The organism is Sphingomonas sp. SP2, assembly GCF_058313385.1.
Map to the genome: position 1 here is coordinate 1,618,433 of NZ_JBZFLD010000001.1, position 20,851 is coordinate 1,639,283.

General features: G+C 67.8%; 20 protein-coding genes. 11 read left to right on the forward strand and 9 right to left on the reverse strand.

The window, feature by feature from the left end:
- The first annotated feature begins 128 nt into the window (after positions 1-128).
- The gene (gene recA, locus AC4GYU_RS08260) at positions 129-1,199 is read left to right on the forward strand and encodes a recombinase RecA (RefSeq protein ID WP_491086406.1); all 1,071 of its coding nucleotides are present in this window, start codon (positions 129-131) and stop codon (positions 1,197-1,199) included.
- 195 nt (positions 1,200-1,394) lie between these two features.
- Positions 1,395-2,159: an SIMPL domain-containing protein gene (locus AC4GYU_RS08265; protein WP_491086407.1), complete on the forward strand. Its 765-nt coding sequence runs from the start codon at positions 1,395-1,397 to the stop codon at positions 2,157-2,159.
- 206 nt (positions 2,160-2,365) lie between these two features.
- Here AC4GYU_RS08265 and AC4GYU_RS08270 read toward each other — a convergent pair whose 3' ends face one another.
- The 7 genes from AC4GYU_RS08270 to AC4GYU_RS08300 form a co-directional block, all read right to left on the reverse strand.
- Positions 2,366-3,859: a TadA family conjugal transfer-associated ATPase gene (locus AC4GYU_RS08270; protein ID WP_491086408.1), complete on the reverse strand. Its 1,494-nt coding sequence runs from the start codon at positions 3,857-3,859 to the stop codon at positions 2,366-2,368.
- A gap of 131 nt (positions 3,860-3,990) precedes the next feature.
- A complete protein-coding gene (locus AC4GYU_RS08275; protein WP_491086409.1) occupies positions 3,991-4,251 on the reverse strand; it encodes an ATP synthase F1 subunit epsilon in 261 nt (86 codons plus the stop codon).
- Positions 4,252-5,730 (reverse strand): F0F1 ATP synthase subunit beta, encoded by a 1,479-nt coding sequence (gene atpD / locus AC4GYU_RS08280; protein ID WP_491086410.1) that lies wholly within the window; start codon positions 5,728-5,730, stop codon positions 4,252-4,254.
- Positions 5,731-5,758: 28 nt separating this feature from the next.
- A complete protein-coding gene (locus AC4GYU_RS08285) occupies positions 5,759-6,646 on the reverse strand; it encodes a F0F1 ATP synthase subunit gamma (protein WP_491086411.1) in 888 nt (295 codons plus the stop codon).
- A gap of 84 nt (positions 6,647-6,730) precedes the next feature.
- Complete coding sequence (gene atpA, locus AC4GYU_RS08290; protein ID WP_491086412.1) at positions 6,731-8,260, reverse strand: F0F1 ATP synthase subunit alpha; 1,530 nt, start codon at positions 8,258-8,260, stop codon at positions 6,731-6,733.
- A gap of 3 nt (positions 8,261-8,263) precedes the next feature.
- Entirely contained in the window at positions 8,264-8,818 is a 555-nt protein-coding gene (locus AC4GYU_RS08295; RefSeq protein ID WP_491086413.1) for a F0F1 ATP synthase subunit delta, read from the reverse strand.
- Between the two features lie 115 nt (positions 8,819-8,933).
- Positions 8,934-9,395, reverse strand: a complete 462-nt coding sequence (locus tag AC4GYU_RS08300; RefSeq protein ID WP_491086414.1) for a GNAT family N-acetyltransferase — start codon at positions 9,393-9,395, stop codon at positions 8,934-8,936.
- A 97-nt stretch (positions 9,396-9,492) separates the two neighbouring features.
- On the opposite strand from AC4GYU_RS08300, the gene AC4GYU_RS08305 reads away from it, so the two are divergent.
- The 3 genes from AC4GYU_RS08305 to AC4GYU_RS08315 are packed head-to-tail and all read left to right on the forward strand — an operon-like array spanning position 9,493 to position 12,214.
- Complete coding sequence (locus AC4GYU_RS08305) at positions 9,493-9,954, forward strand: DUF1203 domain-containing protein (RefSeq protein ID WP_491086415.1); 462 nt, start codon at positions 9,493-9,495, stop codon at positions 9,952-9,954.
- Positions 9,954-10,994 carry a bifunctional transcriptional activator/DNA repair enzyme AdaA gene (locus AC4GYU_RS08310; RefSeq protein ID WP_491086416.1) on the forward strand — a complete coding sequence of 347 codons (1,041 nt, stop codon included), beginning with the start codon at positions 9,954-9,956 and terminating at the stop codon, positions 10,992-10,994. The genes AC4GYU_RS08305 and AC4GYU_RS08310 overlap by 1 nt, the downstream gene beginning before the upstream one ends.
- Entirely contained in the window at positions 10,991-12,214 is a 1,224-nt protein-coding gene (locus tag AC4GYU_RS08315; protein ID WP_491086417.1) for a sulfotransferase family protein, read from the forward strand. Before AC4GYU_RS08310 ends, AC4GYU_RS08315 begins: the two co-directional genes overlap by 4 nt.
- On the opposite strand, the gene AC4GYU_RS08320 is transcribed toward AC4GYU_RS08315, so the two are convergent.
- Positions 12,215-13,765 carry a cryptochrome/photolyase family protein gene (locus AC4GYU_RS08320; RefSeq protein ID WP_491086418.1) on the reverse strand — a complete coding sequence of 517 codons (1,551 nt, stop codon included), beginning with the start codon at positions 13,763-13,765 and terminating at the stop codon, positions 12,215-12,217.
- A 129-nt stretch (positions 13,766-13,894) separates the two neighbouring features.
- Between AC4GYU_RS08320 and AC4GYU_RS08325 the strand changes: the two genes are divergently transcribed.
- Together AC4GYU_RS08325 and AC4GYU_RS08330 are read left to right on the forward strand one after the other, a co-directional pair.
- Positions 13,895-14,377: a CAP domain-containing protein gene (locus AC4GYU_RS08325; RefSeq protein WP_491086419.1), complete on the forward strand. Its 483-nt coding sequence runs from the start codon at positions 13,895-13,897 to the stop codon at positions 14,375-14,377.
- An 82-nt stretch (positions 14,378-14,459) separates the two neighbouring features.
- Positions 14,460-15,374, forward strand: a complete 915-nt coding sequence (locus tag AC4GYU_RS08330; protein WP_491086420.1) for a CPBP family intramembrane glutamic endopeptidase — start codon at positions 14,460-14,462, stop codon at positions 15,372-15,374.
- On the opposite strand, the gene AC4GYU_RS08335 is transcribed toward AC4GYU_RS08330, so the two are convergent.
- A complete protein-coding gene (locus AC4GYU_RS08335; protein ID WP_491086905.1) occupies positions 15,371-17,533 on the reverse strand; it encodes a primosomal protein N' in 2,163 nt (720 codons plus the stop codon). The two genes, AC4GYU_RS08330 and AC4GYU_RS08335, sit on opposite strands and share 4 nt — an antisense overlap.
- A 68-nt stretch (positions 17,534-17,601) precedes the next feature.
- On the opposite strand from AC4GYU_RS08335, the gene paaA reads away from it, so the two are divergent.
- Genes paaA through AC4GYU_RS08355 form a run of 4 tightly spaced genes read left to right on the forward strand, consistent with a single transcriptional unit; the run spans position 17,602 to position 20,816 of the window.
- Complete coding sequence (gene paaA, locus AC4GYU_RS08340; RefSeq protein ID WP_491086421.1) at positions 17,602-18,597, forward strand: 1,2-phenylacetyl-CoA epoxidase subunit PaaA; 996 nt, start codon at positions 17,602-17,604, stop codon at positions 18,595-18,597.
- A 43-nt stretch (positions 18,598-18,640) separates the two neighbouring features.
- A complete protein-coding gene (paaB, locus tag AC4GYU_RS08345) occupies positions 18,641-18,922 on the forward strand; it encodes a 1,2-phenylacetyl-CoA epoxidase subunit PaaB (protein WP_491086422.1) in 282 nt (93 codons plus the stop codon).
- Positions 18,922-19,743 (forward strand): 1,2-phenylacetyl-CoA epoxidase subunit PaaC, encoded by an 822-nt coding sequence (paaC, locus tag AC4GYU_RS08350; RefSeq protein ID WP_491086423.1) that lies wholly within the window; start codon positions 18,922-18,924, stop codon positions 19,741-19,743. Before paaB ends, paaC begins: the two co-directional genes overlap by 1 nt.
- Entirely contained in the window at positions 19,740-20,816 is a 1,077-nt protein-coding gene (locus AC4GYU_RS08355) for a 2Fe-2S iron-sulfur cluster-binding protein (RefSeq protein WP_491086424.1), read from the forward strand. The genes paaC and AC4GYU_RS08355 overlap by 4 nt, the downstream gene beginning before the upstream one ends.
- The last annotated feature ends 35 nt before the right edge of the window (positions 20,817-20,851 follow it).

The following is a 20,851-nucleotide window of genomic DNA, read 5'->3' on the forward strand; positions in this document are numbered from 1 at the left end:
GGCTCATTGTTGCTGCGCCTCTCCTTGAGACAGCTTCTGTTCCCCTCTTGTTCTGGGAGAACGGAATATGTACATAGCGTCCGGAACGGAGGCATCCGCCGCCGCCGGCACGAGAAGGAGCAAGGGGCATGGCAACGCAGCTGAAAGTCGTCGGTATGGGCGGGGATGGTATGACTACGGACAGGCAGAAGGCTCTCGACGCCGCATTGGCGCAGATCGATCGCGCCTTCGGCAAGGGCTCGGCGATGAAGCTGGGCGAAAAGCCCAAGATGGAGGTCGAGGTCATCTCGACCGGCAGCCTCGGGCTCGACATCGCGCTTGGAGTGGGCGGCTTACCCCGCGGCCGCGTGATCGAGATTTACGGCCCGGAAAGCTCGGGCAAGACCACGCTCGCGCTCCACACCATTGCCGAAGCCCAGAAGAATGGTGGCACCGCGGCCTTCGTCGATGCCGAACATGCGCTCGACCCGGCCTATGCCAAGAAGCTCGGCGTCAACATCGACGAGCTGATCGTCTCGCAGCCCGACACGGGTGAGCAGGCACTCGAGATCGTCGATACGCTCGTCCGCTCCAACGCGATCGACGTGCTGGTGGTGGACTCGGTCGCCGCGCTCGTGCCCCGCGCCGAGATCGAGGGCGAGATGGGCGACAGCCACGTCGGCCTCCAGGCCCGCCTGATGAGCCAGTCCTTGCGCAAGCTGACCGGCTCGATCAGCCGCTCGCGCTGCATGGTGATCTTCATCAACCAGCTGCGCATGAAGATCGGCGTCATGTACGGCAATCCCGAGACGACCACCGGCGGCAACGCGCTCAAATTCTACGCGAGCGTCCGCCTCGACATCCGCCGCACCGGGCAGATCAAGGATCGCGACGATATCGTCGGCAACAGCACCCGCGTGAAGGTCGTCAAGAACAAGGTCGCGCCGCCGTTCAAGCAGGTCGAATTCGACATCATGTATGGCGAAGGCGTCAGCAAGATCGGCGAAATCCTCGACCTCGGCGTCAAGGCCGGGGTGGTCGAGAAGTCGGGCGCCTGGTTCAGCTACGACAGCATCCGGATCGGCCAGGGCCGGGAGAATTCCAAGACCTACCTCAAGGAAAATCCCGAGATCACCGCAAAGATCGAAGCCGCCATCCGCCGCGGCAAGGACGAGATTGGCGACGCCCTGATGGTCGGCCCCGGCGAAGACGACGCCTGAGCGTCCAAAGCGTTAGCTCACGTGGCTCCCCCTCGAGGGTGAGTTGCCGTGAAATGATTGAGGGGCCCTGGTTCACCACGAACCGGAGCCCTTTTCACGCCCGCGTCACCTTTCTTGTTCCGCCATTTCGTTAAGCAAGGAGAACGGTTCGGCGCCCTAGACGTTGACCCATCCGGACCCGTGAAAGGATCGCCGATGCGTCTCTTCGTTGCCCTGACCCTCCTCAGCCTTCCCGCGGTGGCTTCCGCGCAGGTGCTGCCCCAGTCGACCATCGCCGAGATGGCCACGACCCCGCTCGTCAAGCTCCAGATCGCCGAGAGCCTGCGCACCCCGCCCGACGAAGCCAGCATCACTGTGGGCACGCAGGCGCGCGCCATGACCGCGACCGCGGCCGCCGCGGCGAACAAGGAAAAGACTGAAAAGCTCCTCGCGACCATGCGCCGCGCTGGCCTTCGCGAGCGCGACATCCAGACGCAGGGCATCCAGCTCAGTCCCGAATATAATTACGTCAACGACCCCGCCACGGGTCGCGGGCGGCAGGTCTTCAACGGCTATCTCGCGTCGAACAGCATCCAGCTGAAGACCCGCGACATTCCGCGGCTCACGGCCCTGCTCGACACGCTGACGACGGCCGGCGCGGACAGTGTCTATGGCCCCAATTTCTCGATCAGCGATCCGCTTCCGCTGCGTGCCGAAGCCCGCAAGCGTGCGCTCGACCGCGGCCAGGCCGAGGCGCTTGAATATGCCCGTGCGCAGGGCTTCTCGCGCGTGACCCTCCTGTCCGTAGAGGAGGGGACGAGCTACCGCGGCACCGAAGTCGTCGTCACCGCCAGCCGCGTCAACTACGCCGCCGCTCCGCCGCCCCCGCCGCCGCCCGCCCCCGAACGCGACAGCATCGTCGCCCCTGGCCAGCTCGAAACCGGCGTCAGCCTCAACCTCGTCTACCGGATGGAGCGCTGACCGACCGACAGGGAAGGGCGCGACTTGCCATGTAGGAACCGATATGGTTCACTCTACCGGCAAGATGTCGTGCCTTTCCCGTCTCTCCCGGGCAAAAGGTCACGGCATGTCGCCTTCGCGGTCTTCGCGAAGCCATTGTTTCAGGGGGATAAACGGCCAGGACGAAGGGGCGGCTGGCACCACCGACTATGTCGCCTTCGTGATCCTTAGAGGCACGCCTCGAGATAGGGCTGGTCGAAGCCGAATTGCTTGGCCTTGTCGAGCGTGTAGGGGCGCAGGCCCATCGAGCGATATTCGCCGATGATCTTCCCGTCGGCGGTCTCGTCCAGATATTCGAACTTGAACAGTTCCTGCGTGACGATGACCTCGCCCTCCATCCCGATCACCTCGGTGATGTTGGTCGTCCGGCGCGAGCCGTCGCGGAGGCGCTTCACCTGCACGATGATGTCGACCGAATCCGCGATCTGGCGGCTGATCGCCTCCTTCGGGATCTTGATGTCGCCCATCATCACCATGTTCTCCATACGCGCGAGGCATTCGCGCGGGGAGTTGGAGTGGAGGGTCGCCATCGAGCCGTCGTGACCCGTGTTCATGGCGGCCAGAAGGTCGAAACACTCCTGGCCACGGATTTCGCCGAGGATGATCCGGTCGGGACGCATACGCAGCGCGTTGATGACGAGATCGCGGATGGTGATCGCGCCTTGGCCTTCGAGGTTGGGCGGACGCGTTTCGAGCGGCAGCCAGTGCGGCTGCTGCAGGCGAAGTTCGGCCGCGTCCTCGATGGTGATGACGCGCTCGCCCGGGTCGATCATCTTCGACAAAGCATTGAGCATCGTCGTCTTGCCCGAGCCGGTACCGCCCGAGATGATGATGTTCATCCGCGCCGCGCCCGCGATCTTGAGCACGGTCGCCATCTTCTCGCTCATCGAGCCGAAGCCACGCATCATGTCGAGCGTGATCGGCTTCTCCGAGAACTTACGGATGGAGATGGCGGTGCCCTTGAGCGACAGGGGCGGGATGATGACGTTGACGCGGCTGCCGTCCTGGAGGCGTGCGTCGGCGAGCGGGGTGGTCTGGTCGACGCGGCGGCCGACCTTGTTCACGATCCGCTGGGCGATCTGGAACAGATGCTCCTCGTCGCGGAACTGGATCTGGGCGAGCTGGAGCTTGCCCTTCTTTTCGATAAAGGTCTGGTCGGGGCCGTTGACCATGATGTCGCTGACCGCCGGGTCGGCGAGCAGCTCCTCGAGCGGCCCGAGGCCGAGCAATTCGTCGACCAGCACCTTCTCGAGCGCGAACTGCTCGCGCCGGTTGAGGTTGATCTTGAGCTCGGTCAGAACCTCCGAGATGATCGGACGGAATTCCTCGGCGAGTTCGTCCTTGCCGAGCGTCGCCGCGGCCTCGGGATCGACCCGCTCGAGCAGGCGCGGGAGCACCTGTTCCTTGATCCGGTGAACGCTGGCCTCGAACCCTTCCGCCTTGGACGAGCCAGCGTCGGCGCTGCCGTTCATGCGGTTGTTGAGGCGGTCCATCGCGCCGAGCGGCGCGCCCGAGGGCTCCATCGCCTCGGCCTCGGCCGGGACGGGCGCTTCCTCGATCGCCGGGAACTGGTCGCCGCCGCTTCCGGCAGGGCCACCCTTCATCGGGCGGGCGACGCCGAAGCTGGGTCGTCCCCCGCCGCGCTTCCCGAATGCGTTCATGCCCTCACCAACCCCGTATAGTCGCGAAACTTACGGTTGGTTGATGACATGCAAACTTTGCCAAAATGCTAACTGGCGTCAGCCGATCTTAACAATCGACCGACGCCAGCAAGTCTTTCGCAATGGTTGGTTTAGGCTTCCGCGCTCTCGGCGAGGATGGTGAGGCCGGCATCGCCGACCTCGGCGAAACCGCCAGAGACCTTGATCGTCTCGGGGGTCGCATTGGCCGAGCGGTAGATGCTCAGCGCCCCGTCGCGGAGCGTGGTCATGAAGGGCGCATGCCCGGCCATCACGCCGAACTCGCCCTCGACGCCCGGGACGACGACCATGTGGACGTCGTTCGACATGACCTGCTTCTCGGGCGTGACCAAGGTGAAGTGGAGCGCGGCCATTTAGGCGTCCGCAGCCATCTTCTCGGCCTTGGCAACGGCCTCTTCGATCCCGCCGACCATGTAGAAGGCGGCTTCCGGCAGGTGGTCATATTCGCCGTTCACGACAGCCTTGAAGCTGCGGACGGTGTCTTCAACCTGGACGAACTTGCCCGGAATGCCGGTGAACACTTCGGCGACGTGGAACGGCTGCGACAGGAAGCGCTGGATCTTGCGGGCGCGGCTGACGGTGAGCTTATCCTCTTCCGACAGCTCGTCCATGCCGAGAATGGCGATGATGTCCTGCAGGCTCTTGTACTTCTGCAGCACTTCCTGGACCGCGCGGGCAGTCTCGTAATGCTCCTGGCCGACAACCGCCGGGGTCAGCACGCGGCTGACCGAGTCGAGCGGGTCGACCGCCGGGTAGATGCCCAGCTCCGAAATGGCGCGCGACAGGGTGGTGGTGGCGTCGAGGTGGGCGAACGACGTGGCCGGGGCCGGATCGGTAAGATCGTCCGCGGGAACGTAGATCGCCTGCACCGAGGTGATCGAGCCCTTGTTGGTCGAGGTGATGCGCTCCTGCAGCGCGCCCATGTCGGTCGACAGGGTCGGCTGGTAGCCCACGGCCGACGGAATACGGCCGAGCAGCGCCGACACTTCCGAACCCGCCTGGGTGAAGCGGAAGATGTTGTCGACGAAGAACAGCACGTCTTGGCCTTCAACGTCGCGGAAATATTCGGCCTGGGTCAGACCCGAGAGAGCGACGCGGGCGCGGGCTCCCGGCGGCTCGTTCATCTGGCCGAACACGAGCGCGACCTTCGACCCTTCGCTGGTCGGGTTGCCGTCCGCGTCGCTGGCGATGACGCCCGCCTCGAGGAACTCGTGGTAAAGGTCGTTACCCTCGCGAGTGCGCTCGCCGACGCCGGCGAACACCGACACGCCGCCGTGGCCCTTGGCGATGTTGTTGATCAGCTCCTGGATGAGCACGGTCTTGCCGACGCCGGCGCCGCCGAACAGGCCGATCTTGCCGCCCTTGGCGTAGGGGGCGAGGAGGTCGATGACCTTGATGCCGGTGACGAGGATGCTGGCTTCGGTCGACTGGTCGACGAACTGCGGGGCCTCGGCGTGGATCGGGGCCGACAGGTCGCTGCCGATCGGGCCACGCTCGTCAATCGGCTCGCCGATGACGTTCATGATGCGGCCGAGGGTCTTGGGACCGACGGGGACGCGGATCTGCGAGCCGGTGGCGCTGACGGTCTGGCCGCGGGTCAGGCCCTCGGTGGCGTCCATCGCGATGGTGCGGACCATGTTCTCGCCGAGGTGCTGGGCGACCTCGAGGACGAGGCGGTTGCCGTTATTGTCGGTCTCGAGCGCCGAGAGGATCGGCGGCAGCTCGCCGTCGAACGCGACGTCGACGACGGCGCCGATCACCTGCGCGACGCGACCGGTGAGGTTGGACGTGGTGCCCTGCGGGGCGCTGATGGTGTCGGCGGCGGTGGCCATGGCTGTCTTCCTTGCCTTGTCGTGTTCGTTAGAGCGCTTCGGCGCCGGAGATGATCTCGACCAGCTCGGTCGTGATCGCCGCCTGGCGCTGGCGGTTGTACTGGATCGAGAGGCGATTGATCATGTCGCCGGCATTGCGCGTCGCATTGTCCATCGCGGTCATCTGGCTGCCGTAGAAGCCGGCTTGGTTCTCGAGCAGCGCGCGATAGATCTGGATCGCGACGTTGCGCGGCAGCAGCGCGGCGAGGATGTCCTCCTCGTCGGGCTCATATTCGACCGCGGCCGAGGCCGCCGGGACGCCGGCATCGTTGGCGGCGCGCGGCTTGACCGGAATGATCTGGTCGACCGTCGGCTCCTGCGCCAGCACCGACTTGAAGTTCGAATAAGCGAGGTGGGCGACGTCGAATTCGCCGGCCTCGAAGCGGCGGGTCACCTCGGCGGCGATCGCCTGCGCGTCGGCGTAGGTCGGGTTCTTCATCTCCGACGTGTCATACTGGCCGACAATCCGGTCGGCGCCGAAGAAGCGCGTCAGCACCGGACGGCTCTTGCGGCCGACGATGTAGAAGCGGACGTCCTTGCCCTGCGCGATCAGCTCCTCCGCGGTGCGGCGGACCGAGCGGACGATGTTGGTGTTGAACGCACCCGCAAGGCCGCGATCCGAGGCGGCGACCACGATCAGGTGACGCTGGTCGCTGCCGGTGCCGGCGATCAGCTTCGGCGACTGCGGACCGACGGTGATCCGGCTGGCGAGGCTTGCGACCACGTCCGACAGGCGCTGCGAATAGGGGCGGCCCTGCTCGGCATTGGTCTGCGCACGGCGAAGCTTCGCCGCGGCGACCATCTTCATCGCCTTGGTGATCTTCTGCGTCGACTTCACCGAGCCGATGCGGATCTTGAGGGCTTTAAGCGATGCCATTCCGTTTCCTTGTTCCCCGGCGAAGGCCGGGGCCCAGTAACCTCACAAAGAACAACTGGACCCCGGCCGGAGCCGGGGCACAGGTCAAGCGAACTGCTTGCCGAATTCGCCGAGCGCGGCCTTGAGCGCCGAGGCGGTCTCGTCGTCGAGCGCCTTGGTGTCGCGGATCTTGGCGAGGATCTCGGGCTTGTCCGACCGCATGTAGCTCAGCAGCGCCGCTTCGTAGCGGGTCACGTCCGAGGTCGGCACGCTGTCGATGAAGCCCTGGGTGCCGGCGAAGATCGCGACCACCTGCTCCTCGACCGGCATCGGCTGATACTGCGGCTGCTTCAGAAGCTCGGTCAGGCGCGCACCGCGGGCCAGCAGCTTCTGGGTCGAGGCGTCGAGGTCCGAACCGAACTGCGCGAAGGCGGCCATTTCGCGATACTGGGCGAGCTCGAGCTTGATCGAGCCGGCGACCTTCTTCATCGCCTTGGTCTGCGCGGCCGAGCCGACGCGGCTGACCGAGAGACCGACGTTGATGGCCGGACGGACGCCCTGGTAGAACAGGTCGGTCTCGAGGAAGATCTGGCCGTCGGTGATCGAGATGACGTTAGTCGGAATGTAGGCCGACACGTCGCCCGCCTGGGTCTCGATGACCGGAAGCGCGGTCAGCGAGCCATTGCCGTTGGCGTCGTTCATCTTGGCGGCGCGCTCGAGCAGCCGGCTGTGAAGATAGAAGACGTCGCCCGGATAGGCTTCGCGGCCCGGCGGACGGCGGAGCAGCAGCGACATCTGGCGATAGGCGACGGCCTGCTTGGAAAGGTCGTCATAGACGATCACGGCGTGCATGCCGTTGTCGCGGAAATATTCGCCCATCGCGCAGCCGGTGTAGGGCGCGAGGAACTGCAGCGGAGCCGGCTCCGAAGCGGTCGCGGCGACGACGATGGAATATTCCATCGCGCCATTCTCTTCGAGCGCGCGGACGATCTGGGCGACGGTCGAGCGCTTCTGGCCCACCGCGACATAGATGCAGTAGAGCTTCTGGCTCTCGTCGTCGCCGGCGTTGGCGGCCTTCTGGTTGATGAAGGTGTCGAGCGCGACGGCGGTCTTGCCGGTCTGGCGGTCGCCGATGATCAGCTCGCGCTGGCCGCGGCCGACCGGGACGAGGGCGTCGAGCGCCTTGAGGCCAGTCTGCATCGGCTCGTGGACCGACTTGCGCGGGATGATGCCCGGAGCCTTCACTTCGACGCGGCTGCGCTGCTCGGCGACGATCGGGCCCTTGCCGTCGATCGGGTTGCCGAGCGCGTCGACGACGCGGCCGAGGAGGCCCTTGCCGACCGGAACGTCGACGATGGTGCCGGTGCGCTTGGCGGTCGAACCTTCCTTGATGGCGCTGTCCGACCCGAAGATCACGACGCCGACATTGTCGGCCTCGAGGTTGAGGGCCATGCCCTTCACGCCGTTGTCGAACTCGACCATTTCGCCGGCCTGGACGTTGTCGAGGCCGTGGATGCGGGCGATGCCGTCACCGACCGACAGGACCTGACCAACTTCGGAGACCTGCGCGTCGGCATCGAAATTCGCGATTTGGTCGCGGATGACGCGGGAGATTTCAGCGGCGCGGATGTCCATCGTTTAGCCTTTCATCGCCGTGGCGAGGGTGTTGAGTTTGGTGCGGATCGAGGCGTCGATCATCTGGCTTCCGAGCCGGACGACGAGGCCTCCGAGAATGGCGGGATCGACCTTGGCGTCGATGCGGATGTCGCGGCCGACGCGGGTCCCGAGCTGCGCCTTGATCGCAGCGATCTGGTCATCGTCGAGCGGGCGGGCGCTGACGACCTCGGCGGTGGTCTCGCCGCGATGCTCGGCAGCGAGGCCCTCGAAGATGCGGATGACCTGCTCGAGCTGGCGGAGGCGGCCGTTGCGGGCCACGACGCCGATGAACTTGGTGGTGGTGGGGTCGAGCTGGAGCGAGGCCGCGGTGGCGGCGAGTGCCTGCGCGGCGGCTTGGCGGCCGACCATCGGCGAGGTCACGACGGCGCGAAGATCGGCCGATTCGCTCAGCGCCTGCTTGAGCGTCGCGAGGCTGGTCGAGACCGCCTCGATTTGCCGCTCGTCACGCGCGAGGTCGAACAGCGCAGACGCATAGCGTCCCGCTAAGCTGGCCCGAATGCCGCCGGAAGTCTCCACGCGCCCAAAGCTCCGTCAAAGATATGCAAAGCGGGGCGATAAGCGACCTTGCGAACGCCCGCCCCTGCCGAGTTGGCGCGCCCCTAGCAGGGGGGCAAAAGCGATGCAAGGCGAGTCACAGGTCGAGCGCGAGGAAGCGGGTGAAGTTGCTCGGCGGATAGCCTCCGAACGGCCCGCAGTCCTGGAAGCCGGCGCGGTCGTAGAGGGCGTTGGCGGCGGTGAAATCGGCGCCCGTGCCCGTCTCGAGAAGGAGCCGACGATAGCCGCGGGCCCGGGCCTCGGCCACCAGCGCCTCGAGCATCGCCCGGCCGGCGCCCTGGCCGAGGCGGGCGGGCTGGACCCGCATCGACTTCACCTCGCCCTCGTCGTTCCCAAGCGCCTTCAGCGCCCCCATCGCCACCAGCGCGCCGCCATCCCGCAAGGTGAAGAAGCTGATCATCGGCTGGTCGAGCGCACTGGCGGGCATGACGTGGCAGGAGTCCTCGGGCGACTGCGCCCGCATCGCCGCGACATGGAGGTCGAGCAGTGCTTTTGTGTCGGGGGCGTGCAATTCGCCCTGGTGGACCGAATAACCCATGCCCTTCGGTTAGCCCCGGAAAGCGCATGCGACGAGGTGAAGGTTTGACCGCAAGCTTCGGGACGCATCGCCGTCGACTTGCGCGCAGGAAGGTCCCATGACCTATCGCATCAGGGGCCTCGACCCCGCACCCTTTCACCCGCTCTTCGCGCTCGACGACCAGGCGCTCGCCGCCCGGGCAATCGTCCGGATGACGGTGAGCGAGAGCCCGGGCTTTCCCTGCCGCATCGCGCTCGACGACCTCGAGCCCGGGACGGAGGTGCTGCTCCTCAACCACGCCAGCATCACCCGCGGGCCCTATGCCGCCAGCCATGCGATCTTCGTCGGCAAGGAGGACGAGGCGGCGCTCCATGAGGATGCCGTTCCGCCCGCGCTTGACCGACGCATCCTTTCGCTCCGCGCGTTCGACAGCGACGACATGATGAAGGCCGCCGAACTGGCGCACCCGGGCGAGGCCGATGCCGCCATCCGCCGCCTGTTCGCCGATCCCGCCATCGCCTACATCCATGCCCATAATGCGATCCGCGGCTGCTTCGCCGCGGCGGTGGAGCGGGCGTGATGCTGAACGAAGAGGAAGCCTGGGCCGCGTTCGAGCGGCGCGACCGTGCCTTCGACGGCCGCTTCCTGGTGGGCGTCACCACCACCGGTATTTACTGCCGGCCCTCCTGCGCCGCCCGCCGGCCCAAGCGCGAGAATGTCCGCTTCTTCGCGGAGGCCGGGGCGGCGCGTGGCGCAGGTCTGCGCGCGTGCAAGCGCTGCCTTCCCGACCATGTCGCACCCGACGAGGCGGCCGTCGCCGCGGCCCGGCGGATGATCGAGGAAGCGCAAGGCCCGATCCCGCTCGAGACGCTCGGCCAGCGCACTGGCTATTCGCCGACCCATCTTCAGCGCATCTTTACCCGCGCCGTCGGCCTGTCGCCCGCCGCCTTCGGACGCGCGCTCCGGCTCGACACGGCGCGGCGCAGCCTGACGCGGGGCGAGCGGGTCGCCGACGCCATCTACGAGGCCGGTTACTCGGGGCCGAGCCGCTTCTATGCTGACGCCGCGGCCCTCGGTGCCGCGCCAGCCGCCATCCGCAAGGGAGGAGAGGGGATGATCATTCGCTATGCCGCGGTGGAAACGCGCTTCGGCCCGATGCTGATCGCGGCGACCGACAAGGGCCTCTGCCACGTCAATTTCGATTCGACGCCCGAGCGGCTGCGAGGCGACTATCCCCATGCGGAGCTGATCGAGGATCCCGAGGCCCCGCTGATCCGCGCGACACTTGCCGCACTCGACGATCCCGCGCTCGCCGCTGACCTCCCGGTCGATGTCCCCGGCACCGCCTTCCAGCAGCGCGTCTGGGCCGAGCTGCGCAAGATCCCGCCGGGCGAGACCCGCTCCTATCTCGACATCGCCCGCGCGCTGGGCGACCCCAATGCGACCCGCGCGGTGGGGAGCGCCAACGGCCGCAATCCGGTGGCGATCATCGTCCCCTGTCACCGCGTAGTCCGCAACGACGGAAGCCTCGGCGGCTATGCCGGGGGACTCGACCGCAAGCGGGCGCTGCTCGACGCAGAAACAAAGGCCGGACAAGGATCGTTGCCCCTCTTGCCTTGACCGACGATCACCCCCTTCTCCGGCTGTCCAATCGCGGCCTTCGCAACCTCCCGCCCGTGTCGCTCGATCCTGCGGAGATTGAGCGGTTCGTCACCCGCCGCCTCGGCATCGCAAGGGTCGCGGGCGATCACTGGCGGCCCGCCTTCGAGGCGCTCTGCGAAGACCTTGCCGGACCGGCCAGGCTGAGCCCGCTCGGCCGGATCCTCGCCAACGGCCAGATGGTCGGGATCCTCAAGGCACGCTGCCGGGCCGATCGGTTGCTCGCCCGCCACCCCGCCATCCACGGCGAGCCCTTTGCCCGGCCGATCATCATTATGGGGCCGATGCGCTCGGGCTCGACCCGGCTGCAGCGACTCCTCGCCTGCGACCCGCGGCTGATCTGGACCCGCATGGCCGAGAGCCTGTTTCCGGTCCCCGGCGCGACCGGCAATGCCGGGCGGATCGCCGCCGCCGCCGCCGTTCACGGCCTGCTCCGCAGCCTCAACCCCGCGGTGCAGCGCATCCATCCCTCCGGACCGCTTCGGCCTGACGAGGAATTCGGCCACCTCTCTCTGTCGCTGTCGAGCGCCCAATATAGCGTCCAGTGGAATACGCCCGGCCTGCTCGCGGTCGAGCGCGGGCGTGACTTGTCGCCCGTCGCCCACGAACTGCGCAGCCTTCTCCGGATCAACAGCTGGGCCCGCGGCGGGGCGGGGGAGCGGCGCTGGCTGCTCAAATGCCCGGCCTATGGCGACATGGCGGAGGCGCTGATGGCGACCTTCCCCGACGCTTCGGTCATCCATCTCAGCCGCGATCCCGCCAAGGTCGTGGCTTCGAGCGCGAGCCTCGTCACCGAGCAGCGCCGGATCCACAGCGAGGCGATCGACCGCCATGCCATCGGACAGGAATGGCTCGACCGCACGGTCGGCCGCCAGCGCCTCGTCGCCGCGGCCCGCTCGGCCCACCCGCAGGTTGCCGCCTTCGACCTCCATTATGACGAGATGACCGCCGACTGGGAGGGGGCGATGCACCGCTGCTATCGCTTCCTCGGCCTCCCGCTCACTGCTCCCGTGCTCGCCGCGATGCGCCGCTACATGGCGCGGGCCAAGGCGCATCGCGGCCATTCCTATGCGCTCGAGGATTATGGCCTCACCGATGCCGCGGTGCGCCAGGCCTTTGCGGGCGAGGACCGTCCCCTGTTCGGTGTGGAGCGGGCCCGGCCGCAGGTCGCCGCCGCCTGATCAGCGCGCCCAGCCGGGGCTGGCCGGCGCGAGCGAATCGAGGAAGGAGCGCGCCTGCTCCCGGATTTCCGCCTTGGTCTCGTCGCCAAACCGGTCCCAGGTCGCATAGGGCTGCCACATCCGCCGGTTCTGCCGCAGCTTGCGCTCGTTGCGGGCGATGAAGTCCCAGTAGAGCGCGTTGAACGGGCAGGCGTCGGGGCCGACCCTCTTCTTCACGTCGTAGCGGCAGCCCCGGCAGTAGTTGCTCATCCGGTTGATGTAGGCGCCCGAGCCCGCATAGGGCTTGGTCCCGAGCCTGCCGCCATCGGCATATTGGCTCATCCCGAGCACGTTGGGGTGCTCGACCCATTCGTAAGCGTCGGCATAAACGACGAGATACCAGTCGGCGACCTGGGCCGGGTCGATCCCGGCCAGCATCGCGAAATTGCCGAGCACCATCAGCCGCTGGATATGGTGCGCGTAGGCATTGTCGCGGGTGTTGCGGACGCTGTCGGCGCAGCAGGCCATGGCGGTCTCGCCGGTCCAGTAGAAGTCTGGCAGGTCGCGCGTATTGCCGAAGAAATTGGCCTCCGACAGCGTCGGCATCTCGAGCCAGTACATGCCGCGCACATATTCGCGCCAGCCGATCATCTGGCGGATGAAGCCCTCCGCGGCGTTGAGCGGGACAATGCCGCGGCGATAGGCGGCCTCGGCCGCGCGGCACACCTCGATCGCGGTCAGCAGTCCGCAGTTGAGGCTGGTCGACAGCCGCGAATGATAGAGGAAGTCCGCCCCTTCCAGCATCGCATCCTGATAGGTACCGAATCGCGGCAGCCGTTCCTCGACGAAATCGGCGAGCAGGTCGCGCGCCTCAGCCGCGGTGACGGGCAGGGCGAAATGGTCGAGCGTCCCGAAATGGCCGGCGAAATGCTGCTCGACCAGCGCAATCACCTCGAGCGTGGTCGAGTCGGGCGCAAAGCGCTTCGGCTCGCGCAGCGGGCGCTCCTTTGGCGGGGGCGCGCGATTGTCCTTGTCGTAATTCCACTGCCCGCCGACGGGCGTCCCGTCCTCCTCCATCAGGAGGCCGGTGCGCTTGCGCTGCTGGCGATAGAAACTCTCCATCACCAGCTCGCGCCGCGATCCGGACCAGGCGAAGAAGTCGGGAAGGGGGCAGATGAAGCGGTCGTCGCCGAGGACCTCGACGGGCAAGCCGAAACGCTCCTGCCAGCGGCCGATCTCCTGCTGCACCCGATATTCGCCGGCCTCGACGATCCGGATCGACTTGCAGCCGTGTCGCTGGTGTGCCCTTCCGACCTCGCCGGTAAACGAGCCGCTGTTGTCGGGATCGTCGAGCCGGACATAATCGACCATCCAGCCATCGGCGCGAAGCTCGTCGGCGAAATGCCGCATCGCCGACAGGATGAGGACGATCTTGGCCTTGTGATGGCGGACGTAGGTCGTCTCTTCCTGCACCTCCATCATGAGCAGGACCGTCGCGGCCTTGTCGCAGCCGCGCAGCGACGCGAGGTCATGGCTCAGCTGGTCGCCGAGGATGGGAACGAGGATGCTCATCCGTGCGAGTTAACGGCGTGCCCGCGCGCCACCAGACCGGACAAAGGCCGTCGTCTCACCGATAACGCCGGTAAACGGCAGTAGCGCACGCGAACCTATCCACCACAGATAAGCGCGATCATGCGTCTCATGGTTCCGCTTCTTCTGTCCGCCGCGGCCGCGCCCGCCGCCGCCCAGTCGTGGGAAGCCGAGATCCTTACCCTCCACAATCGCGAGCGGGCCGCCTGGCGGGTCGCGCCGCTGGAATGGGACATGGGTCTTGCCGCCGGCGCCGACCGCTGGGCCGCCGAAATGGCGCGGACCGGTCGCTGGGGGCACAGCCCCAAGTCCTGGCGCCCGGGCCAGGGCGAGAATCTCTGGATGGGCTCGGCCGGCGCTTATCCCGTACGGGCGATGGTCGGCGCCTGGGTCAACGAGCGGCGCTGGTTCCGGCCGGGCATCTTTCCGCAGGTCAGTACCACCGGGCGCTGGGCCGACGTCGGCCACTACACGCAGATGATCTCCTCGCGGACGACGCGGGTCGGCTGCGCGATCCGCAGCGGGCGCGGCTGGACCTATCTCGCCTGCCGCTACGGTCCCACGGGCAACGTCGACGGGCGCCCGATCCCCTGACCTGAGAGCCGGAACTTCCCCGCCCTTGCACGGCGTGCGCCCTCCTGCTTTCCTTCGGCGACAGCAAAGGGGGAGAGCGGGGATGAACATCGAGGCGCCGGTACCGGTCGAGGCGAAGCCGCCGCTGTGGCGAAGGATCGTCGACTTTCCGCTCGTCTCCCTGGTCATCGCCGTCGCGCTGCTCATGGGGGCAGGGGCGCTCGGCGGCTGGTTCAATGCCGTCATCCCGCTTCGTGGCACGCTCTTCTCGACCCTCCTCAAGGCGGGCTTCTCGGTCCTCCTCACGGTCGCCGTCTACAAGCTCGTCATCCGCCACCTCGGCATGCGCAAGCGAGACGACCTCCGCTGGACCGGGAGCGGCGTTCGCGACCTCGGCATCGGGCTCGTCGGCGGGGCTGGCCTGTTCGCGGCTGTGGTGCTCGTCGCGGGCCTCATTGGCATCTACCGCTACACCGGGCCCGACAGCGCGACCGAATTCCTGTTCGCCCTGCTGATCACCGGCCTCGTCCCCGGGGTCGTCGAGGAGATATTGCTGCGCGGTGTGCTGTTCCGCTTCCTCGAGGAACTTGGCGGGACCTGGGTCGCGCTGGCCCTCAGTTCACTCGTGTTCGGCCTTGCCCATGGCGCAAACCCGAATGCGACATTGGTCAGCTCGCTCGCCATCGCGCTCGAGGCCGGGGTGCTCCTCGGCGGGGCCTATATGGCGACCCGCAACCTGTGGCTGGCGATCGGCCTTCATGCCGGCTGGAATGTCACGCAGGGCGGGATCTTCGGCCTGCCCGTGTCGGGCTTCACCACCCGCGGCCTGTTCAAGGGCGAGCTTGGCGGCGACCCCCTTTTGTCGGGCGGCGCCTTCGGGCTCGAGGCCTCGCTCATCGCGGTGACGATCGTCACGCTTGCCGGGGTCGCCTACGTCGTCTGGGCAATCCGGCGCGGGCACATCGTCGGGCCCTACTGGCGCGATCGGCGCGGCGTTGCCGCCGGGACGCCCGCCTAGAGGAAGCTGTAGGGGTCGACGTCGACCGCGACCCTGGCCTTCGCGCTCCATTCGACCTGTCCGAGCCAGTCCCGGATGACGTCCTGCACGTCGAGCGAGCGCCGGGCATGGACCAGAAGGCGGAAGCGATGGCGGCCGCGCAGCATCGCCAGCGGCGCCGGGGCAGGGCCATAGACCGACATGCCCTCGACCTCGGGCGCCTTGCGGCCGATCCGCCGCGCGACTTGGTCGGCCTCCTCGCGATCCTCGGCACTGACGATGATCGCCGCGAGCCTGCCGAAGGGCGGCATTCCGGCGTCCTGCCGGGCCTCGGTCTCGGCCGCGAAGAAGCGATCCGAATCGCCGCTGGTCAGCGCCGCGATCACCTCGGCTTCGGGCTGATGGGTCTGGACGAAGACCCGGCCCGGCTTGTCGCCGCGCCCGGCGCGGCCGGCGACCTGCTGGATCTGCTGGAAGGTCCGTTCGGCAGCCCGGAGGTCGCCACCGGCGAGCCCGAGGTCGGCATCGATCACCCCGACCAGGGTCAGGTTGGGGAAATGATAGCCCTTGGTGATGAGCTGGGTCCCGACCACGATGTCGATCTCGCCCGCTTCCATGCTCGCCACGAACTCCGCCGCGCGGGCCGGCGACCAGATGGTGTCGGAGGTGACCACCGCCGTCCGCGCCTCGGGCAGCAGCGCCGCCACCTCGTCGGCGATCCGTTCGACCCCGGGCCCGCAGGCGACCAGGCTGTCGGCATCGCCGCACTCGGGGCAGGCGGCGGGCGGCGGCATGACATGGCCGCAATGATGGCAGGCGAGCCGGTGCAGCAGCCGGTGCTCGACCATCCAGGCGGTGCAATTGGGGCACTGGAAGCGATGCCCGCAGGTCCGGCAAAGGGTCAGCGGGGCGAAGCCGCGCCGATTGAGGAACAGCAGGCTCTGCTCGCCCGCCGCGAGATTGGCCTCGAGTTCGGCCACCAGCCGCGGCGCGATCCAGCGCCCGCGCGGCGGCGGGTCGGCGGTAAGGTCGAGCGCGGTCAGCGAGGGCAGTTCAGCCCCGGCATGGCGCTCGCGCAGCCGAAGCTCGCGATATCGGCCGGTCTCGACCATGTGGCGGGTCTCGATCGCCGGGGTCGCCGACGACAGGACGACGGGAATGTCCTCGAACTTGGCTCGCATCACCGCCACGTCCCGCGCGTGATACTGGACGCCTTCTTCCTGTTTGAAGCTCGGCTCGTGCGCCTCGTCGACGACGATGAGGCCGAGGTCGGCATAAGGCAGGAACAATGCCGAGCGCGCGCCGACCACGACCTTCGCCTCGCCGCTCGCGATCCCGCGCCAGGCGCGGCGCCGCTGCGAGGAGCGGAGGTCCGAATGCCAGGCGGTCGGAAGGCAGCCGAACCTGGCCGCGAAGCGCTTGAGGAAGGGCTCCGTCAGCGCGATCTCGGGCAGCAGGACGAGCACTTGCCGGCCCCGACGGACGGCCTCCGCCACCGCCTCGAAATAGACTTCGGTCTTCCCCGAACCAGTGATCCCGTCGAGCAGCACGGGATCGAACCCGCCGCCGATCGCCGCGATCAGGCTGTCCGCCGCTTCCTGCTGCTCATCGCCGAGGATCGGTGGGGCATGGTCGGGATCGGGGCAGGCGAGGGGCTGGTCGGCTTCCACCTGCACCCGCTCCAGCGCCCCCGCATTGGCGAGCCCGCGCAGCACGGCGTCGCTGACCTCGGCATGGGCCGCGAGCTCGCGGATCGTGCCCTGCCGCCCCTCGATCCGTTCGAGCGCCTGGAGGCGCTGCGGGGTGAGCCGGTCGGGGCGCAGACCGGTCGGCCGATATTCGGTCAGCTGGCGCGCGCCTTCGAGCGCGGACGAGGAAGGCAGCACCATCCGCAGCACCGAGGCCAGCGGCGAGAGGTAGTAATCGGCGGTCCACTCGCACAGCCGCCGAAGCGGCTCGCGGATCGGGGCCACGTCGATCACGCCGGCCAGCGGGCGCAGGCGATTGTCGCCGACCTCCTCGGTCGGCAGCCGCTCGGCTTCCCAGGCGACCCCGATCAGCTGGCGGGGCCCGAGCGGCGCGACCACCACGCTCCCCGGCTCGACCGCCATCGTCTCGGGCACGCGATAGTCGAGCGGGCCGAGGGCGGCGTTCAGGGTGACGACACGGGCGCGGGGCAGGGGCACCGGGGCGCTCTAGGCGAAAGGACGTGCTGGAACCAAGGCCCTGCAATCGCTATCTAAGGCCCATGTACACGACCGATCTCAGCAAGCCCGGTGCCAAGGTCCAGCCGATCGCCACCGCCGAGGATCCCGCCCTGCTCGAGGCATTCGAGGCGCGGGTCGCCGCGGATGAGTTCATCGAGCCCAAGGATTGGATGCCGGAAGCTTATCGCAAGACGCTGACCCGGCAGATCAGCCAGCACGCCCACAGCGAGATCGTCGGCATGCTGCCCGAGGGCAACTGGATCACCCGCGCGCCTTCGCTTCGGCGCAAGGCGATCCTGCTCGCCAAGGTGCAGGACGAGGCGGGCCACGGTCTCTATCTCTATTGCGCCGCCGAGACGCTCGGCACGAGCCGCGAGGAGATGATCGAGGCGCTCCATTCGGGGAAAGCCAAGTACAGCACCATCTTCAACTATCCGACCCTGACCTGGGCCGATATCGGTGCCATCGGCTGGCTCGTGGACGGCGCGGCGATCATGAATCAGGTGCCGCTGCAGCGCACCAGCTACGGGCCCTATGCCCGCGCCATGGTCCGCGTCTGCAAGGAGGAAAGCTTCCACCAGCGCCAGGGCTACGAGATCATGATGCATCTCGCGAACGGCACCCCGGCGCAAAAGAGGATGGCGCAGGACGCCTTCAACCGCTGGTGGTGGCCGAGCCTGATGATGTTCGGCCCGCCCGACGAGAATTCGCCCAACACCGCCCAGTCGCTGCGCTGGCGGATCAAGCGCGAGACCAATGACGAGCTTCGCCAGAAGTTTGTCGACATCACCGTCCCGCAGGCGGAATATCTCGGCCTCACCGTGCCCGACCCGGCGCTGGCCTGGAACGAGGCCAAGGGCGGCTATGATTTCGGCGAGATCGACTGGGACGAATTCTACGCCGTGGTGAAGGGCGAGGGCCCGGTCGCCAGGGAGCGGATGACCGCCCGCCGCGAGGCCTGGGAGAAGAACGCCTGGGTCCGCGAGGCGGCCGCCGCCCACGAGGCCAAGAAGCGCGCCGCCAAGGCCGCGGCTTGACCTAATTCGTCGGCCCCGCGAAGGCGGGGCGACGGAGGATGTGATGTCGGACTGGCCGCTTTGGGAAGTTTTCGTTCGCACCAAGGGCGGGCTTGCGCACCGTCACTTCGGGAGCGTCCACGCGCCTGACGCGGAGATGGCGCTGCGCCATGCGCGCGACACCTACACCCGCCGCCAGGAAGGCGTCAGCCTGTGGGTGGTGAAGTCGAGCGACATCATCGCGTCCGATCCCGCCCAGGCCGGCGAGCTGTTCGAGCCGGCGGCCGACAAAGTCTATCGCCACCCAACCTTCTACGACATTCCCGACGTGGTGAAGCACATCTGATGCCGAGCCTTCCCCCGATCCGCCCCGAGGACGAGGCGGTCGCCGATCAGATCAAGCCCGCCGGCGCCTTCGACGCGCCGTCCGACGCGCACGACCCGGTCCGCGCCGGCTATTGCCTCCGCCTCGGCGACGACGCGCTGATCCTCGGCCAGCGCCTGTCCGAATGGACCGGCCACGCGCCGTCGGTCGAGGTCGACCTCAGCATCGCCAACATGGCGCTCGACCTCGTCGGCCAGGCGACGCTGCTCCTTGGCGAAGCCGGCGATGCCGACGAACTCGCCTTCAAGCGAGACGTGCTCGACTTTCGCAACTGCCTGCTGGTCGAGCAACCGAACGGCGACTTCGCCCGGACGATGGTCCGCCATCTCCTCTTCGCGACTTTCCAGCACATGCTCTTCGAGCGCCTCGTCGCCAGCAGCGATCCTGCCATCGCCGGGATCGCCGCCAAGGGCGTGAAGGAACTTGCCTATCACCGCGAGCTCGCCGCCGAATGGGTGATCCGCCTCGGCGACGGGACCGAGGAGAGCCATGTCCGCACGCAGGACGGGCTCGACTGGTGCTGGCGCTTCGTCCCCGAACTGTTCGAAGTCGACGAGGAACTGGAAGCAGCGATCGCCTCCTCCATCGCGATCGATCCGCGCGGATTCGAAGCCGACTATCGCGCTTCCCTCGCCGCAGTGCTGAACGAGGCCACCCTCCCGGTCCCGGCCGACCAGCGCGCCATCCTTGGCGGCCGCCGCGGCCACCACAGCGAGCATCTCGGACACCTGCTCGCGATTATGCAATATCTCCCGCGCACCTATCCGGACGCCGCCTGGTGAGCGAAAAGCATTTCCATGCCCTCGAGGTCGCCGAGATCGTCGAAGAGACCGCCGACGCGCGTTCGATCCGCTTTGCGGTCCCGCCCGAGCTTGCCGACCTCTTCCGCTACCGCGCCGGCCAGCACCTCACCCTCCGCGCCGACATCGGCGGCGAGGAGGTGCGGCGCAACTATTCGCTCTGCACCGCGCCGCACGAGGGGGCGCTCAAGGTCACGGTGAAGCAGATTGCCGGCGGCGCCTTCTCCAACTGGGTGGCACGCGAGCTGAAGGCCGGCGACACGCTCGACGTGATGCCGCCGCATGGCAGCTTCACGGTCGACTTCGATGCGTCGGCCACGCGCCGCTACGTCGCATTCGCCGGCGGTTCGGGCATCACCCCCGTCATGAGCCTCGCGCGCACCGCACTCGCGGAGGAGCCGGGCAGCCGCTTCACCCTGTTCTACGGCAACCGCGATGCGTCGAGCATCATCTTCCTCGACGCGCTGGCCGAATTGAAGGACCGCTATCTCGGCCGGTTCGAACTGTTCCACCTCCTCAGCGACGAGGAAGGCGACGTCGAGCTTCTGAACGGGATGCTCGATCGCGACACCTGCGACGCGGTCATCGACGCCTTCCTCCCGGACGTGGCCGAGATCGACCATTTCTTCATCTGCGGGCCCGGTCCGATGATGGACGCCGCTGAAGCCGCGCTGCTCGGCGCCGGGGCCGAGGAAGCCCGGATCCACATCGAGCGCTTCACCGCGGGCCGCCCCTCGGCTGCCCTCGCCGCCGAGATGGCGGAGTTGCAGCAGGCCGCCTCGGGCCTCACCATGAGCGTCACCATCGATGGCCGGACCCGCAAGGTCGAGTTCGACGGCAGCAACATCCTCGATTCGGCGCGCGCCTCCGGCCTTCCTGCGCCCTTCGCCTGCAAGGCCGGCGTCTGCGCCACCTGCCGGGCGCGGGTGACGGCGGGCGAGGTGAGCATGGCGGCGCGCTACGGTCTCAGCGACGAGGAAATCGCGGCCGGCTACGTCCTCACCTGCCAGTCGGTCCCCAAGGGGGACGGGGTCGCGCTCGACTACGACGCCTGATCGCCCGCGAGGCGGTGCTTTCCCCGCTGCCTGAG